14 protein-coding genes are annotated in these 17,067 nt (G+C 60.5%); 8 read left to right on the forward strand and 6 right to left on the reverse strand.

Features of this window, described 5'->3' with window-relative positions:
- Positions 1 to 28 precede the first annotated feature (28 nt).
- Genes FJ426_RS16840 through FJ426_RS16855 form a run of 4 tightly spaced genes read left to right on the forward strand, consistent with a single transcriptional unit; the run spans position 29 to position 3,292 of the window.
- The gene (locus FJ426_RS16840) at positions 29 to 892 is read left to right on the forward strand and encodes a branched-chain amino acid ABC transporter permease (RefSeq protein ID WP_140825384.1); all 864 of its coding nucleotides are present in this window, start codon (positions 29 to 31) and stop codon (positions 890 to 892) included.
- Positions 889 to 1,836 carry a branched-chain amino acid ABC transporter permease gene (locus FJ426_RS16845; protein ID WP_140825385.1) on the forward strand — a complete coding sequence of 316 codons (948 nt, stop codon included), beginning with the start codon at positions 889 to 891 and terminating at the stop codon, positions 1,834 to 1,836. Before FJ426_RS16840 ends, FJ426_RS16845 begins: the two co-directional genes overlap by 4 nt.
- The gene (locus FJ426_RS16850; protein ID WP_140825386.1) at positions 1,833 to 2,564 is read left to right on the forward strand and encodes an ABC transporter ATP-binding protein; all 732 of its coding nucleotides are present in this window, start codon (positions 1,833 to 1,835) and stop codon (positions 2,562 to 2,564) included. The genes FJ426_RS16845 and FJ426_RS16850 overlap by 4 nt, the downstream gene beginning before the upstream one ends.
- Before the next feature lie 2 nt (positions 2,565 to 2,566).
- A complete protein-coding gene (locus FJ426_RS16855; RefSeq protein ID WP_181167369.1) occupies positions 2,567 to 3,292 on the forward strand; it encodes an ABC transporter ATP-binding protein in 726 nt (241 codons plus the stop codon).
- Positions 3,293 to 3,632: 340 nt separating this feature from the next.
- On the opposite strand, the gene FJ426_RS16860 is transcribed toward FJ426_RS16855, so the two are convergent.
- On the reverse strand, positions 3,633 to 4,670 hold the full coding sequence (locus FJ426_RS16860; protein ID WP_140825388.1) for an SDR family oxidoreductase: 1,038 nt from the start codon (positions 4,668 to 4,670) through the stop codon (positions 3,633 to 3,635).
- Between the two features lie 535 nt (positions 4,671 to 5,205).
- Here FJ426_RS16860 and FJ426_RS16865 point away from each other — a divergent pair.
- The 3 genes from FJ426_RS16865 to FJ426_RS16875 are packed head-to-tail and all read left to right on the forward strand — an operon-like array spanning position 5,206 to position 11,075.
- Entirely contained in the window at positions 5,206 to 6,963 is a 1,758-nt protein-coding gene (locus tag FJ426_RS16865; RefSeq protein WP_140825389.1) for a thiamine pyrophosphate-dependent enzyme, read from the forward strand.
- Between the two features lie 9 nt (positions 6,964 to 6,972).
- A complete protein-coding gene (locus FJ426_RS16870) occupies positions 6,973 to 8,091 on the forward strand; it encodes an enolase C-terminal domain-like protein (RefSeq protein WP_140825390.1) in 1,119 nt (372 codons plus the stop codon).
- Complete coding sequence (locus FJ426_RS16875; protein WP_140825391.1) at positions 8,088 to 11,075, forward strand: FAD-binding and (Fe-S)-binding domain-containing protein; 2,988 nt, start codon at positions 8,088 to 8,090, stop codon at positions 11,073 to 11,075. The genes FJ426_RS16870 and FJ426_RS16875 overlap by 4 nt, the downstream gene beginning before the upstream one ends.
- Before the next feature lie 94 nt (positions 11,076 to 11,169).
- On the opposite strand, the gene FJ426_RS16880 is transcribed toward FJ426_RS16875, so the two are convergent.
- From FJ426_RS16880 to FJ426_RS16895, 5 genes are all read right to left on the reverse strand, one after another.
- Positions 11,170 to 13,326, reverse strand: coding sequence for a glycogen debranching N-terminal domain-containing protein (locus FJ426_RS16880; RefSeq protein WP_140825392.1), 2,157 nt, complete (start codon positions 13,324 to 13,326; stop codon positions 11,170 to 11,172).
- 402 nt (positions 13,327 to 13,728) lie between these two features.
- Complete coding sequence (locus FJ426_RS32045; RefSeq protein ID WP_281405492.1) at positions 13,729 to 13,863, reverse strand: hypothetical protein; 135 nt, start codon at positions 13,861 to 13,863, stop codon at positions 13,729 to 13,731.
- Positions 13,864 to 14,040: 177 nt separating this feature from the next.
- Positions 14,041 to 14,445, reverse strand: a complete 405-nt coding sequence (locus FJ426_RS31845) for a hypothetical protein (RefSeq protein WP_246675572.1) — start codon at positions 14,443 to 14,445, stop codon at positions 14,041 to 14,043.
- The gene (locus FJ426_RS16890; RefSeq protein WP_246675559.1) at positions 14,357 to 15,088 is read right to left on the reverse strand and encodes a thermonuclease family protein; all 732 of its coding nucleotides are present in this window, start codon (positions 15,086 to 15,088) and stop codon (positions 14,357 to 14,359) included. The genes FJ426_RS31845 and FJ426_RS16890 overlap by 89 nt, the downstream gene beginning before the upstream one ends.
- A 106-nt stretch (positions 15,089 to 15,194) precedes the next feature.
- A complete protein-coding gene (locus FJ426_RS16895; RefSeq protein WP_140825394.1) occupies positions 15,195 to 15,437 on the reverse strand; it encodes a hypothetical protein in 243 nt (80 codons plus the stop codon).
- 1,347 nt (positions 15,438 to 16,784) lie between these two features.
- Here FJ426_RS16895 and FJ426_RS16900 point away from each other — a divergent pair.
- The gene (locus FJ426_RS16900; RefSeq protein ID WP_140825395.1) at positions 16,785 to 17,042 is read left to right on the forward strand and encodes a hypothetical protein; all 258 of its coding nucleotides are present in this window, start codon (positions 16,785 to 16,787) and stop codon (positions 17,040 to 17,042) included.
- The last annotated feature ends 25 nt before the right edge of the window (positions 17,043 to 17,067 follow it).

The following is a 17,067-nucleotide window of genomic DNA, read 5'->3' on the forward strand; positions in this document are numbered from 1 at the left end:
AAAGGGTTTGAAAGGCGAGGGCAGCGGCGTGGATCTGCTTGCGCAAATCTTAATCAATGGCAGCCTGCTGGGCGGGCTGTACGCCGTCATGGCGCTTGGGCTCGCCCTCGTCTGGGGCGTGCTCAACATCGTCAACCTGGCGCATGGCGCGTTCATCATGCTGGGCGCCTACCTATCATGGCACCTCTACACATATTTCGGGATCGACCCGTTTCTCGGACTCCCTCTTACTGCCTTGATCATGTTTGCCTTCGGCTATGTCGTGCAACGCGGACTGCTCAACCTCGTGGTACGGGCGCCGATGTTCAACACCTTGCTGATCACCTTCGGGTTGGAGGTGGTTCTGACCTATCTGGCACAATTGGCCTTTTCAGCCGACTTCCGCACCATCAACCCTCCCTACGCCGGCAACAGCATCGCGATCGGTCCCATTGTACTGCCGCAGGCAAGGCTAATGGCGTTCGGTGTCGCCATCCTCCTGACACTAGCAATGTGGGTTTTCCTCTTGCGAACCAGGCTTGGCCGCGCCATCCGGGCGACTGCGCAGAATTTGGTGGCGGCGCGGCTCTATGGTGTCGAGCCGCGTCATCTCTATGCGGTCACGTTCGGTATCGGAATCGGACTGGCTGGTGCTGCGGGTGGCCTCTACGGCACGGTGTCGCAGATAAATCCCTACATTGGCGCGACGCTGACCGCCAAATGTTTCGCCATCGCCATCATCGGGGGGCTGGACAATCCATTCGGCGTGCTCGTCGGGGGTCTCTTCCTTGGCATCATCGAATCGCTAGCCGTGCTTTACGTCGGCGCGACCTTTGCCGACGTGGCGAGCTTCGGCGTCCTGGTCGCGGTGTTGGTCGTGCGGCCGAGCGGGCTGCTAGGTAGGACCGCATGATACGGTCGCGCATCATCGCGGCGGTGGCGGGAGTAGCCGTGCTCGCCGCGCTGCCTTGGTTCGGCTCGGACGTGCTCGTCCAGTTCGGCATCAATGCCCTTCTGCTGGCCATTCTCGCCCAAGGCTGGAACATCATCGGCGGGTATGCCGGCTATGCCTCGTTCGGCAATTCCGTGTTCTATGGCCTTGGCAGCTATGGTGTCGCCATTGCGATGGTCCAGTGGGAACTTCCTTTCGTGGCCGGGCTGGTTTTCGGCGTGGCGATGGCAGTCGCATTCGCCTTTCTACTTGGCCTGCCGGTGTTGCGACTCAAGGGGCATTATTTCGCGATTGCCACCCTGGCGCTGGCGCAGGTCATGATTGCCATTGTCTCCAACGTCGAAGTGGCCGGCCAGAATATCGGCCTCGTGCTGCCGCCGCTTAACAACGATCCTCTTTTTTACGAACTTGCGCTGGGACTGCTGGTGCTGGCGACGCTAACCGTTTTGTGGCTGACGCGCAGCCGTTTCGGTTTCGGGCTGATCGCCATCCGTGAAAACGAGGAGGCGGCCGCGGTGATGGGCGTCAATACAACGCTCTACAAGGTGCTCGCTTTCGCCCTCTGCGGCGTCTTCAGCGCGCTCGCAGGCGGCATCCACGCCTATTGGATCACCTTCCTCGACCCCGAAAGCGCGTTCGATATCAGCCTGAACGTCAAGATGATCATCATGGCCGTGTTCGGCGGTCCAGGCACAGTGCTGGGGCCCGTCGTCGGGGCTTTGACGCTTTCGGCCGTCTCTGAATTCCTGTCGAGTGAGGCAACCAGCGTGGCCGGCCTATTCTTCGGCGTCGTGGTAGTTGCCGCCGTGGTGCTGATGCCGCGGGGCCTGGCCGATATAGCACGCCGCTTCCGCAAGTCGGGATGGCATTATTTCGTCGAGAATATCCGGGCGCACCGCATATGAGCTCGGTCCTGGACGTTAAGCATGTTACCCGCCGCTTTGCCGGTCTGGTCGCCGTCAACGATGTTTCCTTCGTTCTTGATGAAAGCGAAATTCTTGGTGTCATTGGCCCCAACGGCGCCGGCAAGACGACGCTGGTCAGCTTGATCAGCGGCACGCTGGCGCCGACTTCCGGCGACATCGTCTTTCAGGAAAAATCCATCACCAAACTGCCGGCATTTCGGCGCGCGCGTCTCGGCATCGGTCGTACCTTCCAGATCATGCGCCCTTTCCCTGGCCTGTCGGTTCTGGACAATGTCGCCGTCGGCGCCTTGTTTGGACGCGGCGGCGAAGCCGATCTCGCCCACGCGCGCGAGAAGGCGCGTGCTCATCTCGATTTTGTCGGGCTTGGGCGCTTTATCGACCAGCGCGCGGACGAGCTTGGCGGACCGGCCAGAAAGCGGTTGGAACTTGCCAAAGCACTCGCCATGGAACCCAAATTGCTGTTGTGCGACGAGGTCATGGCGGGCCTGAACCATGTCGAAATTGACGAAGTGATCGACGTCATCCGCAAGGTGCGTCGCGAGGGCATAGCGATCATTGTTATCGAGCACGTCATCAAGGCGATCAAAAGCCTGTCAGATCGACTGCTCGTTCTGCATCATGGTGTGAAGATCGCCGATGGTGCGCCAGATACCGTGCTTTCCGACGCAGTGGTGATCGAGGCCTATCTTGGAAGGAGGCGTGCATGAACATGCGAGCGGGAACGCCCGGCGCCTTGCTCAAGGTTTCGGGTCTTGGCGCGGGGTATGGCGCCATGCCGGTTCTGCACGACCTCTCTCTTGAAGTGCACAAGGCAGAGATCGTAGCGCTTGTCGGCGGCAACGGCGCCGGCAAGACGACGCTGCTTCGCGCGCTATCGCGTGTGATCGGCTGCACCGGTGCGATCGAGTTCGCCGGTCACGACCTCGTGCCGATGACGTCAGACCAGGCGTTCGGGTCGGGGTTGGTGCAAGTTCCAGAAGGCCGGCAGCTGTTCGACCGCATGTCCGTCGAGGACAATCTGCTTATGGGTGCCTATCAGCGCCACGACAAGGCGGCCATCGCGCGAGACCTCGATCGCATTTACGGATTGTTTGCCCGGCTTGGGGAGCGCAAGCGGCAGCTTGCCGGTTCGATGTCGGGTGGCGAGCAGCAAATGTGCGCGCTGGCGCGAGGGCTAATGGCCGCGCCGACCCTTTTGATGATCGATGAGATGAGCCTGGGGCTCGCTCCGGTGGTGGTCGAGCAGTTGATGGGCGTGCTGGCGACCATCCGTGAAGAAGGAGTGACGATCCTCCTGGTCGAACAAGACGTGCATCTGGCGCTTTCGGCGGCCGACCGCGGCTACGTCATGGAAGGCGGCCGGATTGTCCACCAGGGAGCCGCCAAGGATCTGGTCGATGATCCCGAGGTCCGCCGTGCCTATCTCGGCCTCTGAGTGCGCCCGCTTCCAATTCCGCGGGGGCCAGTCGCTGGTAGGCACAAGCCCAGCAGGCGCGCATGGCCCCGATCGGTGCCACACCTCCCGCGCCCAGGCGCCAATAAAAACGCGCGACGCGGTGTCAGAGGCAATGCAAAGCGCCTCGAGATGGCCTCCAAGCTTTGTATGCGGACAAGATCGGGGATGCATCGACAGTGCTTTGTATGACCGCATTTCGACGCAATGACGAGCGGAAGGGCGCGTAAACGGGCACCTTGCCTTAGGCAGGCCGGGGAGGGCGGGGCGCACGATCGAAGGTGGAGAGAACTGCGAGCGTGTTTGCAACGGGCCTTTCAATTCAGTCGCGACGCAAGCGGGTTCGTTGGAGCTTAAATGGGAAACGGCCGGAAATCGCGGCGCCGACGACAATGCCCAGCAACGTGACCGCGATCCCCGCCCTTAGCCGGACTGGATCGATCGTCAACACCCTGTTCCTGGCTTGCCTGCCGAAGCGCCCTCTGGTGCCATGATCGCCCGCTACTGGTTCGAACAAATTGTCCGGGCGGGCGGTTCGCGCCGGCTGCGCAGTCATCTGCCCAGCGTAGCCCTGCCTTGCTAGAATCCGGTCCCCGACCCGCGGTAGCAAGATGGTTCCAACAATGGCTTTCAGGGCCGAAAGACCAATCCATAGCTCGCGCGGAGGTTTTAGTGCAGCTTGCACGATCTCATCGGCAACGGCTTCCGGCTGATAGATTGGCGGGAGCGGTTGCAAACGCTTCGGCAAACGGCTGCGCGCCCAGTCGAATTGAGGCGTATTGACCGCCGGCAACTGCACCATGGTTATCTTGATGCGGCTGTTTTCGTGCAGGAGTTCGCTTCGAAGCGCGTCGGTAAATCCTCGGATAGCGAACTTTGCGCCGCAATAGGCAGACTGCAACGGAATGGCTCGGTAGCTCAACGCGGACCCGATCTGCACGATCGTCCCGGTACCTCGCTGGCGCATGTGTTTCAACGCGGCCATGGTCCCGAAGACTTGACCGAGATAGGTTACTTCGGTGACGCGACGAAACTCCTCGGGCTCGATTTCGGCGAAAGGCGCGAAGACGGTCGCCATCGCGTCGTTAACCCATACGTCGATGTGGCCCCACTCGCTTGCGATCCTTTCAGCTGCGCTGAACACGGCGGTCGCATCGGCAATGTCGAGCGGCAGGACCAAGGCGCGTTGGCCGGTTGCCTCAACCTCCCGGCGCGCGCCATCCAGGCCGTCCCGGCCGCGTGCGATCAGCCCGACATCGTAGCCACGGCGCGCAAAGGCGACCGCCGTGGCGCGGCCAACGCCAGCCGACGCCCCCGTCACGACCACAGTTTTTCTCGCATTGCCATCTTGCAGGGACATTGGGGTCCAGCCAAAGGCTATCAGGGTCCGCGATCAACGGCTGGACCTTTCGGTAGTTCCCTGCCACTCGCATCCACCGCCATAGGCAACAAGAACCCGCGCACTATCAGGGCCGAGTACCCACGACCAGACGCCGATCACGACTCCGTGTGTCGCGGACGACGCTTGTCGCAAATGCCCTTTGTGGAGGTCGCAGTTCTCCAATCTAGACCATGATCTCATTCACTGTCAGCGCAACACAGCGTCTCTTGTCGCAGTGCTTTAAGTCGAATTTCTCCAGTGCCTCGAATAGAATCTGACCAGTGAGAGCCTTATTCTTCTCTACGACGACGGTTTCTTTTTAATGGATCCCCGGGGCTAGGGCCGACGATCTGGTGAGGTTGCCTCTTAATTGACTACCGCGAGACATTCACTCAAGAGCTCCCGACGCGCAGCACCCGGGACACCGCCAAATCTGGCTGGAACACACGCGGGACACGGTCGTTGGAATGTCCTTCACAGTTGAATCGGGTGTCGTGTCTCGCGAGGTAATCTCATGGCTTCTCTCACCGCAGCCGACGTACTGGTCGAAACCCTTATCGCCTGGGGCGTGGACACAGTTTTCGGCCTGCCCGGTGACGGCATCAACGGCATCGTTGAAGCGCTGAGGACGCATCAGGACAAGGTGCGCTTCATCCAGGTCCGCCACGAAGAAGCCGCAGCTTTCGCTGCCTGCGCCTACGCCAAGTGGACAGGACGGCTGGGTGTTTGCCTTGCGACTTCCGGACCGGGCGGGATCCACCTTCTCAACGGCCTCTATGACGCCAAGCTCGACGGACAGCCCGTGCTTGCCATCACCGGCCTGCAGTTCCACGACCTTTTGCATACTTTCACCCAACAGGATGTCGAGCTCGACAAGCTGTTCATGGATGTGTGCGTCTATAACACCCGCGTGATGGGTCCCGCTCATGTCGAAAATGTTGTTGAACTGGCCTGCCGCACTGCACTTGCATATCGGGGCGTGGCACATGTGACGATCCCGGCCGACATGCAATCGCAACCGCTAAAATCGGCACGTCGCTCAGAACGCAACGTTCCTGAACATGTCTCGGACTTGATGGCGCACTCGGCTCAGATGGCGAGCGAAGACCAACTTGCGCGCGCCGCCGATATCCTGAATTCCGGAAAGAGACCTGCAATCTTGGCCGGCCGTGGCGCGCTTGGCGCACGCTCCGAGATTCTCGATGCGGCCAAATTGCTCGGTGCCCCGGTCATCAAGCCTTTGCTCGGAAAGGGCGTCATTCCCGACGACAGCCCCTTTTGTACCGGCGGCATCGGTCTGCTCGGCACCAAGCCTTCACAAGAAGCGCTGGAGAGTTGCGACCGGCTCCTGATTTGCGGGTCGAGCTTCCCTTATATCGAATTTTATCCCGAACCGGGGAAGGCCAAGGCGGTTCAGATCGAGATCGATCCCAAGCGCGTGGGTCTGCGCTACCCGGTTGAGGCCGGACTGGTCGGCGATGTCAAGACAACGCTCAAAGCGCTACTGCCGCTGCTGAAATTCCGCGAGGACCGCTCGTTTCTGGAAGAAGCCCAGGCAGGCGTGAAGGACTGGAACGATGTCATGCTGGAGCGCGGCACGCGTGACGACAAGCCCATGAAACCGGAAGTGGTGGCGCACGAGTTGAACAAGCTTGTCCATGATGATGCGATCGTGGCGACGGACTCTGGCACGATCACCACCTGGATTGCCCGCCACCTAGCGATGCGCGGCGACATGATGTTTTCCTGCTCGGGCAACCTCGCAACAATGGCCTGCGGCCTGCCCTATGCAATTGCGGCCGCGATCGCATACCCCGACCGGCAAATCATCGCCTTTGTCGGGGATGGCGGGCTCACCATGCTGATCGGCGAATTGGCAACGTGCGTGAAGTACAATCTGAACGTAAAGATCGTGGTCATCAAAAACAACGTGCTGGGACAGATCAAATGGGAACAGATGGTGTTCCTGGGCAACCCGGAATATGCCTGCGAGCTACAGCCAATCGATTTTGCGGCCGTTGCTCGCGGCTTCGGCCTCCAGGCATTCAGCGTCGATGATCCTGCCCGATGCGGCGAGGTGTTGGAGACAGCTTTGTCGAATGCCGGCCCGACGCTGGTGGAGGCGGTGGTCGATCCGCACGAGCCGCCAATGCCGCCAAAGGCGACATTGAAGCAGGTCGGTCACCTGGCCGAGTCGCTGGCACGCGGAACGCCGGCGCGGGGCAAGATCGCGCTGACAATCGCCTCCAATGTGGTTCGCGAAATCGTTTGAGGCGAGCCCGTGGTAGCGAGCGGTCCAATTGTCAACCAAGTCACGGCGCAGGCCTTCTGCATCCCGACAGACGCGCCAGAGGCAGACGGGACGATTTCCTGGGACAGCACCACGGTGGTCGTTGTGACCGCAAGCGCCGCCGGACAAAGCGGCCTGGGCTACACCTATTCTGCGGCATCCGTGCCGGCGATCGTGATCGACGTGCTGGCCCCCCTCGTTGTCGGCAAAGATGCTTTCTCTATTCCAAAGCACTGGGCCGAAATGGTCCGCGCAGTGCGCAATATCGGCTGGCGGGGGCTATGCGCCACCGCGATCTCGGCAGTTGATACCGCACTTTGGGATTTGAAAGCTCGCATTCTCGATCTGCCGCTCGCGAGCCTGTTCGGATGCGAGCGCCTGGAGGTGCCCATCTATGGCAGTGGTGGTTTCACCTCCTACTCCGACGAGCGTGTGCGCGACCAGCTCGCGGCCTGGGTGGAGCAGGACGGCTGCCGTTTCGTCAAGATGAAGATCGGCACGCATCCGGCGGACGATCTTAGTCGAATCCGTGTCGCGAGGCAGGCGATCGGTGACGCTGAACTCTTCGTAGACGCCAACGGCGCCTTTTCGCGCAAACAGGCCTTATGGTTCGCCGAGCGATTTCCGACGTTCGGGATCAGCTGGTTCGAGGAGCCTGTCTCGAGCGACGATCTGGAGGGACTGCGTCTGCTGCGCGACCGCGCACCGCCGGGAATAGACATCGCCGCCGGCGAATATGGCCACGAGCCCTTTTATTTCCGCCGTATGATCGAGGCCGGCGCGGTCGATGTGCTTCAGGCGGATGTCACGCGCTGCTGTGGCTTCACCGGGTTTATACGCGCGGCCGCTCTCTGCGACGCCTACGCCTTGCCCTTATCATGCCACTGTGCGCCCGCACTTCACCTGCATGCCGCGTGCGCCATCCCGCGTTTGCGCCATCTTGAATGGTTCCACGACCATGTCCGCATCGAACACATGCTGTTCGATGGTGCTCCCGTCCCGTCCGGCGGCGTCATCCGGCCGGATCTGACCCGCCCGGGGCACGGTCTTGTCTTCAAGTCCGCTGACGCGGAACGCTTCTTGCTCCGACCCGCGGGAGAGAGCCCATGAGCCATGTCATCGAAGTAGACCATGCGCGGGCGGGCATCCGGCGCCCTGTGCGGCGCATTGAACGCGGCGGCAACGGACGGGTCAGAAGCGCGTTCGTGCCGACCGACGGATCTGTCAAAGAGCTTGCAGCAGCACTGCGCAGCACAATCGAGGGCGAGGTCCGGTTCGATGATGGCAGCCGCGCGCTTTATGCGACGGACGCATCGAACTACCGGCAGGTGCCCATTGGCGTCGTCATTCCCCGTTCGGTGGACGACGTCGTGGCGGCCATGGCGATTTGCCGCAAGTCCGGAGCGCCGATGGTCATGCGCGGCGGTGGAACGAGCCTTGCGGGACAAGGCTGCAACGTCGCGGTGCTCATCGATTTTTCAAAGTATTTGAACCGCATCGTTGCGCTCGATCCGGAGCGGCGGCTGGCGCGCGTAGAGCCAGGCTGCGTGCTCGACACGCTTAGAAGCGCCGCCGAGCAACACCATCTGACCTTCGGGCCGGATCCCGCCACACATGACCACAACACGCTCGGCGGCATGCTTGGCAACAATTCCTGCGGTGTGCATTCGATCATGTCGGGGCGCACCTCGGATAATGTCGAGGCGCTTGAAATCCTGACATATGACGGAATGAGATTGAAGGTCGGCCGCACCGACGACGCCGAGTTCAGGCGTATTCTTGCGGCGGGCGGCCGGGCGGGCGAGATCTATCTTCAATTGGACGACTTTCGCCATCGCTATGAGGGCCTCATCCGAGAGCGCTATCCTAAGATCCCGCGCCGCGTATCGGGTTACGAAAATCTCGATCAGCTGTTTGCTGAAAACGGTTTCAATGTGGCGCGCGCGCTGGTCGGGACCGAATCGACTTGCGTCACCATTCTCGAAGCAACGCTCGAGCTGATCGCCAGTCCGCCCGAGCGCGTGCTCGCCGTCATTGGTTTCAAGGACGTGTTCGAGGCTGCCGATGCGGTCCCCCAAGTGCTGCCGTTCAATCCAATCGCGTGCGAAGGCATGGACGACATGCTCGTCGAATTCGTGGTGCGCAAAGGTGTCCATCGTGAGGATGCCGAGTTGGTGCCGGAAGGCAAGGGCTGGCTGATTGCTGAGTTCGGCGCTGATACCCGCGATGAGGCCGAGGCCGCGGCGCGCAGACTGCTCGATGCCTTCGAGCGGAAGGGAAATCCAGTCGAACTCGTGGCCGACAAACGGCGGCAGGCCAAGATTTGGGAACTGCGCGAGGCAGCGCTCGGGGTCACAGCGCACGTGCCGGACTGGCCTGAGGGAGGGCCGGGATGGGAGGACAGCGCCGTCCACCGCGACAACTTGGGCCGATATCTGCGCGACCTCAAGGCCCTGTTTCATCGTCATGGCTACGAGGCATCGGTCTACGGCCATTTCGGCGACGGGCTGATCCATTGCCGCATCGACTTCGATCTAAGAACCGAAAAAGGCCTCGTCAACTTCAACGCCTTCATGCGTGATGCCGCCGATCTTGTGGTTCGCTACGGCGGCACGCTCTCGGGCGAACACGGCGACGGCCAGGCCAGGGCCGAATTGCTGGAGAAGATGTACGGCCCCGAAATGATTCAGGCCTTCCGAGAGTTCAAGGCGATTTGGGATCCCGCGGGCATGATGAATCCCGGCAAGGTCGTCGATCCCTACCCGATCACCTCAAACTTGCGTTCGGGACCGGAATTCCACCCCGAGGAAGTCGATGCCTATTTCGCCTATCCCGAGGACGGCGGCAGCTTTCTTTCAGCGACGCGCCGCTGCGTCGGCGTCGGGTCCTGCCGCAGGACCGACAGCGACAAGAGCGTCATGTGCCCGAGCTACATGGCCACACGGGAGGAACAATATTCGACCCGTGGACGTGCCCGCCTGCTGTTCGAGATGATGCGGGAGGGGCCGATCACAGATGGCTGGAAGAGCCGCGCGGTCGAGCAGGCGCTCGATCTTTGCCTTGGCTGCAAGGGCTGCAAAAGCGACTGCCCGGTCAACACCGACATGGCGACCTACAAGGCTGAGTTTAGGGCGCACCACTACAGGGGCCGCCTTAGACCCCGCGCCGCCTATTCGATGGGCCTGATCGAGCGTTGGTCGAAACTCGCGCAGCGTGCGCCATGGCTGATCAACGCGCTTACTCATGCGCCCGGCATCTCGACGGCCGCGAAATGGGTGGGCGGCATAGCGCCGGAGCGCTCAATCCCCGCATATGCTCGTCATAGCTTCAGCGAATGGTTTCGCCGTCGCATGAGAGTCAGGGGCGGAGGCTCGCGTGTGATGCTGTGGCCCGACACTTTCAACAACTACTTCCGTCCCGCAACCGCGATCGCGGCGACCGAGCTTCTGGAGTCGCTCGGCTTCGACGTCGTCATCCCACACCGGCATCTGTGCTGTGGCCGCCCTCTTTACGATTGGGGCATGCTGGACCAGGCAAAGGCACTCTGGCTGGAGGTGATGACGAGCCTGGAGCAGGAAATCGCTTCCGGCACGCCGCTCATCGGCCTGGAGCCGGCATGCGTCAGCGCGTTCCGTGACGAACTTTTAGGACTGTTTCCGACTGACGACCGCGCCAGACGGCTTAGCGCCCAAACATTTTTGCTGACCGAGTTCCTGGATCGAAACCTCGAAACCCTTCAGGATCTCCGGGTAGATGGTCAGGCTCTGGTACAGATCCACTGTCATCATCACGCAGTCATCAAGCCGGACGCCGAAATACGCGTTCTCAAGAAGATCGGCCTCGCTCATGAGGTGATGAAGTCGGGGTGTTGCGGAATGGCCGGATCGTTCGGCTTCGAGGCAGCCAAATACGAAGTCTCGATGGCAGCGGCAGAACGCGTGCTCCTGCCAGCCGTGCGAGCCGCACCTGCCGACGTCATGATCCTCGCAAACGGCTTTAGTTGCCGCGAGCAGATCGAGCAGGGGACCGGGCGAAAAACCCTGCACGTTGCTGAATTGCTTGCCACAGGCGCGGGCAAGCGGATCGTACTCTAGCCGTTCAAGCATTTAGCGCGCCCGTTGGTTCACCGCCCAGCTATGTCGATACACAGCTAACCAGAACACCGAACGGCGCACCGCAACCGGCAACCTAGCGCAAAGAGGGCCCGGTCGCGCAACTGCGCGCCTCCACCAGGGAAGGATCGCCACTTCGAACTTCCCAACAGCTCTCGGCGCCGGCGCGCCAGAAATGGAGTTCGAGCCGCTTCTTGCCGAGCCGCAGGTCTTTTAAGGTGAATTCAGGCATCCAGTCCGGCAGTCTGGGATCAATATACAGCTTGCCATTTGGAGCGTCGGGCTGGAAGCCGATGATCGCCTGCAGGAGCGAAAAGCACGACCCGGCCGCCCAGGCCTGCGGAACATTCGCTCCCTTATACTGCACCGGGAACGTTGTGGGCGTTCGCGACAACCCGGCGAACAGCTCTGGCATTCTATGTTGCATGAAGTAGATTGCGGCGCTGCTCACGTCGCGAGAGAGGCGACAAGCTTCCGCCGAGAAGCCATAGCGTCGGAAACCGAGCGCGATCAGTCCGTTGTCATGCGGCCACACGGAGCCACATTGATAGGAATGTGGATTGTAGGCAGGGTGATCGGCCGAAAGCGTCCGGATACCCCAACCACTCCACATATCCTGCATCATTAGCCGCTGCACCACCCTGGCGGCTCGTTCGGGTGGAATTATTCCCGACCAAAGACAGTGACCAGGGTTGGAGGCGACGCTCAGCACCGGTTTCTTGTCGCCATCCAGCGCAAAAGCGTAAAAGCCGGACGCCTCGTCCCAGAAGACCTGGTTGAACCGGTCGAACAAGCTCTTGGCTTTGACACGAAGCTGCTCAGCACGTCCGCCGTCGCCTCTGGCATCGAAGATTTCAGCCATGCGCTGCCAAGCATCGTAGACATAGCCTTGCAATTCGCAAAGCGCCTTGGGTCCCTTTACCAGCGTGCCATCTGTATAAACCAAGGCATCGCCTGCGTCTTTCCAACTCTGATTTTCATATCCCGAAGCCGAGCGGGTTTCATATTCCTGGAACCCGTCACCGTCACGGTCCCCATAGCGGTCAATCCAATCCAGGCACTTCTCGGCCGTGGCGATGTGTCGGTCGAGCAGGCTGGCGTCACCGGTGCATCGCCAAGTGTTGTGAAGCACGATGAGATAAAGAGGCGTAGCATCGGCCGTGCCGTAATACGGCGTATGGGGGATCAAATTGAAATGAGCGAGTTCGCCGGTGCGAAGCTCATGCATTATCTTTCCTGGTTCCGCATCGCGGTAGTCGTCGCGCTCGGTTGCTTGAAAGCGTCCCAAAACGTCCAGGGCACCGCGCGAAAAATCTGGGTAGACCAGCGCATTCTGAAGCGAGACTATCAGGCTGTCACGACCGAACAGACCGATGAACCAAGGCAGTCCGGCAGCCGGGACATATTCTAGCTCGTCCGTTCCTTCGATCGGCAGCCGCAGCGCGGCCATGTCTTCGACCGCCTGATGATAGAAGCGGTGAAATTCGTCATTGGAACAGCTGAAGTTCAGGGCACTGCCCCGCCATCCTGCGAGACGTTTCGCCGCTTTAGAGCCAAGGGCTTGGTCGATGCAGACGCGCGGTGCCCGATAGACCGTATCACCATTGCCAAAGTCATAGAGAAGGCAAGCATGCCATACCGCGCCCGGTTCGAGCTTAATGTCGAAACTGATCCGGCCGTTGGCATAGACGGGCTTCTTGGTCGTCCGACGGATTTTAACCGTGACCTCTCGCTTAAAATCCTGATTGACGTAGGAGGTGCGAAGGCGTGCCGGTTTGGACGACCAATCCGTTGTGATCCGTCCGCGGCGGATGATCGGGCCGCCCTTGACTTCGAACAGGTCGGCAAAGTCGCTGCGCATAGCAACTTCCAAATTGAACCGCACAGCCTTTGGCCCGTGGTTTACGAGATCAAGATCCTCATGTAGCCCCTCATCCAACGCTCGGCCGATCACCAGCCCCAGGCTGCCCGCCGGCACATGGCCTGTTTCCGTCTCGAACGCCTGGTTCACGAGATAGACCTTGGCTGCGAAGTAGGCGATATTTCCGGAATTGAGGAGGTCCCATGGTTGCCCATTGGCAAAGATCTGCCAGCTGGATATCAGCCGTGTGTCAGATGCATATAACCCGTTGTTCGTGGGCCAGGCGATCTCGCCGTCCGGTTCAGTCACAAGAAAGCTGCGCCCCTGGTTGATTGCTAACCGAGGCGGTCCAATGGTGATTTTTAACGTCATCGATCCAACCGTCATTAACTGCCGGGCTCAACCGACAAGACCTGCCGTGAACGATTTGAGAGCGGCTTCACCTCACCAGTGTTCATCAAAAAAAGTTGATAAGGCAGCAGGCCGAACACGATCGGCCAGCGGAGCACTATTTGGTGACGACGCCATGGCGGCGGCGACGTGCGCCAGGGCCTCCGCCCGCCGCACGACCACCTGCTTCTGCTCGTTGCCGAACCAGTTCTCGCTGGGCCAGGACTCGGACCTGAAACTTTTGGCTGGAGCGATGGTGGACCCGGTCAGCCTTGACCGCGAAATGCCCTGTGAAGAGACCAGAGGCGCAGCAGAAATGACCGCTTCCGCCGGGAGGATTTGCCCCAGGAGCGCGGTCGCATCACCTCGGTCCCTTGGGGTCGCTCAGAGAAAGTTCGCCCAGTGGCTTTCGGCGACGATCGAGATTGGCAATCCCTGGTCACGCCAAGCGGTGGCCTTGACGATCTTATCGCCGAATGAGGAATGCTTCCATGATTCGGTGGCGTAGGCGCCGATCACCAAAACTTCCGTTTTCTGGCTAAGGCCGCCGGAGATGCCCCCGCGGTCCGCGATAGCCTGTTCGCAATGCTTTCGCTGACCGAAATTGAACGTGCCCGTGAAGCAATAGAGCCGGCCGGCGAACGTTAACGTCGGGGCCGGATCGCATAGCGGCAGGGTTGTTGACTTCAGTACCTCTCAGAGCTCGAAGTCACGCGTCGAGAAGCTGTCCAGCGTATCCAATAGTTCGGCGTGTTCATCGGCATCGACCGCGCCGTCAGAGAGGATATCATTGACCCGCCGGTACAAAGTTCGGATGATCGGCTGATTGCTGATCTCACCATTCGCAGCCAACCATTTCTGAAGGAACTCGATCTCGGCCTTGTTGATAGTGCCGTCTGCCGCAAGGCCTCGCGCGAGGCCGATGAGCTCGTCGATCTGGCGCGACGAGATCCGCTCGCCGCCGACACGGTTGTAAAACTTATTGTCCGTTAGCTGTCCTCCCCCCGAAAACCTAGCAAAGCGGTTCGCACGGAATGCCGTCGCCGTCTCGATCCAGCTTCCCGCCCCAAGAGCAGTTTTGGAGATACCATTGAGCCTCATCGCAAGAACCAATCCTCCGGCACGTGCGCCGCGGCTCGCATGAATAGCCGCTCTGCGCGACCAGCTCGCGGCTGACGATGCCGAGCGGCCGTCCCACCGACGGCTGGGCATTGCTTCCATGCCCAGCGCGCCATTCCCACGGCGCCTGAAAAGACCCGATCCAAAGCCCCAGCTTGGCCGCCTCGGCCTTTGCCTGCTGCCCAGCATAAGCGCCGTGGCTGTATTTGGGCCAGTCGAGCGCCTGGCCATGTTCGACCATCCATGCTGCGACGTCGGCGCCATCCGCACGCCGGCAGTTGCCTACAAAACGGTTGTAGGGATCCCACGCGGCGAAGGTGCATCTGACCGGCCCCGAAGCGGCCAGGAATCCGTCGAGTGCTGCCGCGGCGTTCGCGCCGCACCGGTAGCGAAAACCCTTGGCATCTTCGCATCGCTGGGCTGACTCAGGCGCGTCAATGCCGTTGAGGCGTATGCGCTGTCCATGGATCTCTATCGTGTCGCCATCGATGACCGAAGCGACACCGGCGATCGGCTCCGGACTGGAACCGATCCACTTCGATGCTAGGTCAGGTAGGTTTTCACTCTGCTGCCATGCAGCCTGCGCGGCGAGCGCGCCAGCTGCGGCAACCGTTAAGAAGATCAATCGCCTTAGTACTTGCGCCGGACGCCGCCGCCGTGACCGTTTGGCGCCAGTGCGCTTACGGAACGGGTCGGGTCGGCTCTCGTGGGGCGCCTGGTCCATAGCGATCCTACGCCGACCAGCCGGGCCAGGCGCTGTCGAACATCGGCATGCCGTTGCAATAGTAGTCGTCGACGAACCGCCCCGTGGCCTTGTCACGGCATCGCCAAGTTAGATTGTAGAACTGGTCGTAGAATTGGTCCCACGCGACGCCGTAGACGGTAGGGGGTGGGCGGTAATATCCACCGCCGTAGCCGTTGTTGGCGGCAACCGCGACCGCCGCCCCGAGCCGTAAGATCACTACTGGAAACATTCGTGTTTGCTGAGCACCCACCGATGAACACGGCCGCGCTCGCAAGAAATGCCTTCGCCTTCATTCGATCTCCCCCTCTGAATATTGGGGGTATTTCGAGAGGTAAGTCCATAACAATATGCTCAAAAGAGACGACCGCTGATCGGGGTCCGACTGACAGCCGAGCTTGCACCCAGCTGACTTGGAAGCGGCTCCCACCGCGCAGACATTTGCTGGCGAGAGGGGCAAGGCAATTCAGAACGTCGCCGCCAACATGGTGTCGCAGGAATGGATTGGCCAGGCAGTGTGGCATCGACGACCGAAACGAGTGGGGTGACGCCGACCGGAACGAGTGGATGGAGCGCAACGGGAGCGCTCCGCCGCTCGTTGGCCTATGCTGGTTGATCGCAGCTACTCCAGAGCCTTCCCGTTGCCTAAGGCGGGCTTTGCTATTTCGACCGACGCCAGAGGTACCTGAGAGCTTTAGAGCCCGTGACGATCAGATCAATAGCTGCAACGAAAGGAGAATGGTCCAAGCTGGATAGTCGAACGATCGTCTGCATGCATCGCCGGGCACGCAATACGATAGAGCTTTGGCGGAATTGACCCCGACAAACAGGGAAAACATAGAAAGCATAAATGGCTTAGCCCGGGCTATGACATACCCGCCATGCTGTTGTCGCCAACCAACTCTTAGACTCGCCCGCTGCCGAAAGATGGCGGGCTCTTCAGCATCGTGGAACATACCTCCGCCCTCGCAGTTATGGGCAATTCGATTGCTGAGTGTGGGGAAATCATGAAGCGAGACTTTGCATATCTGTGCGCTTGGGCGAGCGCACGGGGCATTAAAATCTATCAGCGTTCAAAGACAGTATGGATCGCGGCTGGCGGCTATCGAGGCCGCGATTTGGAAGTTAAGGGGCGGTCGCCAGCTATTGCACTCGCATTATGGATTGAGGCTACCCGTTACAAAGGCTCGATATAGGCCACTTGAACAACGATGTACTTGGCACAGTGCTAAGCCAAGGCGGCCGGCGTCCTTTTCTTTGGGGGCGGGTGGGGTAAACCCGACTTGGCAGGACGCCGGCCAGGCGGATTGGGGTCCGCCAGCAGATATAATACCACAAAACCTTGTAATTCGGTGTTCCGCGATAACGGACCCTCCGCGCTGGAGATGTGGCGAAAGTTCTAGCCCATCTCAAGCGGCCCTTCGTCCGGCTGCTCACGTGACGTTGCGCAGGTCGCACATGTGGATCGTTCGCCGCAAGTTGTTGGACTGTCGAGAGGATAATTGAGAATGGCGTGCGTTGTTTCGCATCCTCTTCACAGATAGCGTTGAGCACTCCAAGTTAGGCGCGCAAACAGAGGTTGCATGGCGAAGGCGACATTCTGTATCTCACTTTTGAGCCTGTATCTGGCGGGTTGCGTAACAGCTTCAGCGGGCGGAAACGATGGCTGGCTCAAATGAGCGAGCTGCAACCATCCAAACCAATGAAATGGTCGCCACGATGGCAGGTAACATTAATGGCGTTGCCCAACCTGCCGGACCGCCTGTTCCTGGTGTCGGGCGCAACAACCATGACCGGCGATGCCGCCCCAGAACGCATTCTGACCTCGCTGCCCTAGCGAGACAGTGATCTTTTGCCTGCCG

The organism is Mesorhizobium sp. B2-6-4, from assembly GCF_006441495.1.
Taxonomy (GTDB): Bacteria; Pseudomonadota; Alphaproteobacteria; order Rhizobiales; family Rhizobiaceae; genus Mesorhizobium.